3 protein-coding genes are annotated in these 3769 nt (G+C 69.2%); all 3 read left to right on the top strand.

The genetic code is table 11. The features are described from left to right. The first annotated feature begins 395 nt into the window (after nt 1–395). The 3 genes from Mterra_RS19650 (at nt 396) to Mterra_RS19640 (ending at nt 3743) form a co-directional block, all read left to right on the top strand. A complete protein-coding gene (locus tag Mterra_RS19650; protein ID WP_119316663.1) occupies nt 396–1373 on the top strand; it encodes an iron ABC transporter substrate-binding protein in 978 nt (325 codons plus the stop codon). Between the two features lie 102 nt (nt 1374–1475). After that, the gene (locus Mterra_RS19645) at nt 1476–2084 is read left to right on the top strand and encodes a nitroreductase family protein (protein WP_119316662.1); all 609 of its coding nucleotides are present in this window, start codon (nt 1476–1478) and stop codon (nt 2082–2084) included. Nucleotides 2085–2180: 96 nt separating this feature from the next. Then, nucleotides 2181–3743, top strand: coding sequence for an ABC transporter permease (locus Mterra_RS19640; RefSeq protein WP_119316661.1), 1563 nt, complete (start codon nt 2181–2183; stop codon nt 3741–3743). Nucleotides 3744–3769: the final 26 nt, after the last annotated feature.

The raw sequence follows: 3769 nt of genomic DNA, 5'->3' as shown, positions 1-3769 counted from the left end.
GCCCCGTATCCCTACGGCGCCCGCGCCCCCGGCGGCCGAGGAGCAGTGATCTCATCGCTTCTCTCGACTCCTTCGCTTTCAAGGTCCCCGCGCCGCCCTCTGGACAGCGCAACGAGTAGATTACCGCCTGCCCTGAGTTATGTCAAGCCTCCCACCCCGCGCCGCCGGTCAGTCCCCTCGTTTTGCGCGCTCAACAACGAAATTTCTTGCCGACGCAGAGCAACGCTACGGGATATGAGGCCCTCAGACGCCGGCGGTTTGGTAACGATTCTCGTTCTCAAAGGCAATAAATCCGACTGGATTACTTGACATTCAATGGAGGCCTGCCTAGACTGCCCCTTGGTGAGTTGCCGGGGCGGGATCACCTGAACCCGGCCAGCTCGAGAGGAACCGCCATGAAGAAGCTGAGAATCGCGATCGCCACTGCGCTGGCTCTGGGAGCCCTCGCGCAGGCCCAGGGAACCCTGACCATCTACTCCGGGCGCAGCCAAGGGCTCGTTGACCCTTTGGTCAAGCAGTTCCAGGCCGAGACCGGCATCAAGGTCAACGTGAAGTACGGCCGCGACGCCGAGCTGCTCGCCGCCCTCCAGGAGGAAGGCGCCCGCAGCCCCGCCGACATCTTCTGGGCCAACACCTCCGGAGCCCTGGGCGCGGCACAGCCCCTGATGATCAAGTTGCCCGCCTCCATCAGCGGCAAGCCCAGCGGCTTCATGCCGGGGTCGGGCACCTGGACCCCCCTCTCCATCCGCTTCCGGGTGCTGGCCTACAACACCCAGAAGCTCAAGCCCGAGCAATTCCCCCAGTCGGTGATGGATCTGCCCCAGCAGACCCAGCTCAAGGGCCGCATCGGCTGGACCCCCACCTACTCCAGCTTCCAGGACTTCATCGCCGCCATGATCCTGGTCCACGGCGAGGCCAAGACCAAGGAGTGGCTCGAGGGCATGAAGCGGCTCGAGCCCAAGGTCTACCCCTCCAACCCGCCCATGATGGAGGCCATCCGGGCCGGTGAGATCGACGTGGCCCTGACCAACCACTACTACATCCAGCGCTTCGTCAAGGCCGGCTACCCCATCGGCACCTACTACTTCGCCAAGGGCGACGTGGGCAGCCTGGCGCTGGTGACCGGCGCGGGCGTCCTCAAGAGCAGCAAGAACGTAGCCAACGCCACCCGCTTCCTGATCTGGCTGCTCTCCCCCAAGGCCCAGCAGTTCTTCCCCGGCGAGCTCTTCGAGTACCCGGTGACCAAGGGGGCCATCCTGCCCACCACCCTCAACCCCCTCGACGACATCCTCGCCCGCAGCCCCAAGATCGACTTCGAGAAGCTCCAGCTCGACAACGCCCTCAAAGTGCTGCGCGAAGCCGGGCTGCTTTAAACCCCTGATTGCCGATCGTCCCGATCGGGTGCCGGAGGCGGAGGGCGAGCGTGCCCTCCGCCTCCAATTGGCGCCCGGGCGGTTCGGGTATCGTGGAGGCTTATGGAACGCGACACCGCACCCACCCTTTCCCCCCTGCCGACGGCCGAGCTGCTCGAGCTCATCCGCCGTCGCCGCAGCGTCAAGCAGAACCTGCTGCGCCCCGACCCCGTCGCGCGGGAGTGCGTGGAGCAGATGCTCGAGGCCGCCAACTGGGCCCCCAACCACGGGGGGAGCGAGCCCTGGCGCTTCACGGTCTTCGCCGGGGAGGCCCGGCGGGCGCTGGGCGAGGCCTTCGCCCGGTCCTACCGGCTGGGCATCGACCCCGCCAAGTACGTCCCGGAGGCCGAGAAGGCCCAGCTCGAGCGGGTCTGGCTGGCGCCGGTGTGGATCGCCATCGGGATGCAGCCCGGCGGGCGCCACCCCGAGTGGGAAGAGGTCGCCGCCGTGGGGGCCGCGGTGCACGCGGCGCAACTGGTCGCCGCCAGCCGGGGCCTGGCCGCGTTCTGGACCTCGGGCATGCCGGTGCTACACGAGAACACCGCGCGCTTCGTGGGGCTCGAGGCCCCCGCCCGCCTGCTGGGCTTCCTCTACGTGGGCTACCCGGCCATCCCCTGGCCCGAGGGCCTGCGGGGCGACTGGCGCGAGAAGGTCGCCTGGCGCTGGGATTAGGCGTCAGGGGCTTGCTCGTGAGCTTATTGCGAACGGTTCGCAGTGTGTTTTTTGCCCCGAAACCCTAGCGGAAAACTAGGATAAACTCATCGGGCTGTGGTGCGCGCCGGCCGTCGGCCCATCCCCTGGCACTTCCTGATCCCCGCCCTGATCGCGGGGGCCGGGGTCTTGCTGCCGCTGGCCTACCTGGGGCTGCGGGCCCTCGAGGCCGACCCCCGCACCCTGGCCGAGCTGGTGCTGCGCGAGCGCAACCTGCGGCTGCTGCTCAACACCGTGGCCCTGCTGGTCGGGGTCTTGCTGGGCACCGCCCTGCTGGCGCTGCCCCTGGCCTGGCTCACCACCCGCAGCGACCTGCGCGGCAAGCGCTTCTGGACGGTGCTGCTGACCCTGCCGCTGGCGGTGCCGGGCTTCGTGGGGGCCTACGCCCTGCTGGGCGCGACCGGGCCGAGCGGGATGCTCGAGGCCGTCCTGGGCATCGACTGGCCCCGCCCCTGGGGCTACTGGGGGGCCTGGGGGGTGCTGGTGCTGTTCACCTACCCCTACCTCTTCCTCAACCTCAGGGCCGGGCTGCTGGGCCTGGACCCCAGCCTCGAGGAGGCCGCGCAGAGCCTGGGCTACCGGCGGATGGAGGTCTTCCTCAAGGTGGTGCTGCCCCAACTGCGCCCCGCCTTCTACGCCGGGGGGCTGTTGGTGGGGCTGCACGTGCTGGGCGACTTCGGCGTGGTCAGCCTGATGCGCTACGAGACCTTCAGCTACGCCATCTACCTGCAGTACTCCGCCTCCTTCGACCGCGTCTACGCCGCCTGGCTCTCGCTGATGCTCATCGGGCTCACCGGGGGGTTGCTGTGGCTCGAGTCGCGCCTGCTCTCGGGGCTCAGCTTCTCGCGGGTGGGGCTGGGCAGCGCCCGGCTGGCGCGCCCGGTGCCGCTGGGGCCCTGGCGCTGGCTGAGCTACCCGCTGCTGCTGGCGCCGGTGGTGGGCGCGCTGCTCATCCCCCTCGCCACCATGCTCTACTGGGCGCTGCGCTTCCCCTACGAGAACCGGGTGTCGGTGAGCGAGGCCCTGGCCAACTCGGCCCAGGCCGCCGCGCCCGCCGCGCTGGTGGCGGTGCTGCTGGCCCTGCCCCTGGCCTACTTGGGGGTGCGCTTCCCCTCGCCCTTCTCCCGGCTCTTGGAGCGCACCGCCTACCTGGGCTACGCCACCCCGCCCCTGGCCTTCGCCCTGGCCCTGATCTTCTTCAGCCTGCGCGGGGTGCCCTTCCTCTACCAGACCCTGGCCCTGCTGGTGCTGGCCTACGCCCTGCACTTCATGGCCGAGGCCATCGGGCCCATGCGCAGCGCGCTCTACCAGGCCCCGCCGCGGCTGGAGGAGGCCGCGCGCAACCTGGGCTATGGCCCCCTCCAGGCCTTCCTCAAGGCCACCTTCCCGCTCCTGTGGCGGGGGGTGCTCGCCAGCTTGGCCTTAGTCTTCCTCTCCTCGGTCAAGGAGCTGCCGCTGACCTTCCTGCTGGCGCCGGTGGGCTACAGCACCCTCGCCACCCAGATCTGGGCCTACACCTCCGAGGCCATGTATGCTGAGGCAGCCCCCTACGCCCTGCTGATCGTGCTCTTCTCGGCCTGCTTCGTCGGGCTCTTGATCTCCCAGGAACGCCGCCGATGATCGAAACCGCCCCCACCCCCCAGACC

It is taken from the genome of Calidithermus terrae (assembly GCF_003574345.1).
Classification (GTDB): domain Bacteria; phylum Deinococcota; class Deinococci; order Deinococcales; family Thermaceae; genus Calidithermus; species Calidithermus chliarophilus.
Note: the sequence above shows the minus strand (reverse complement) of the source record. Positions and strands in the feature narration are given on the sequence as shown.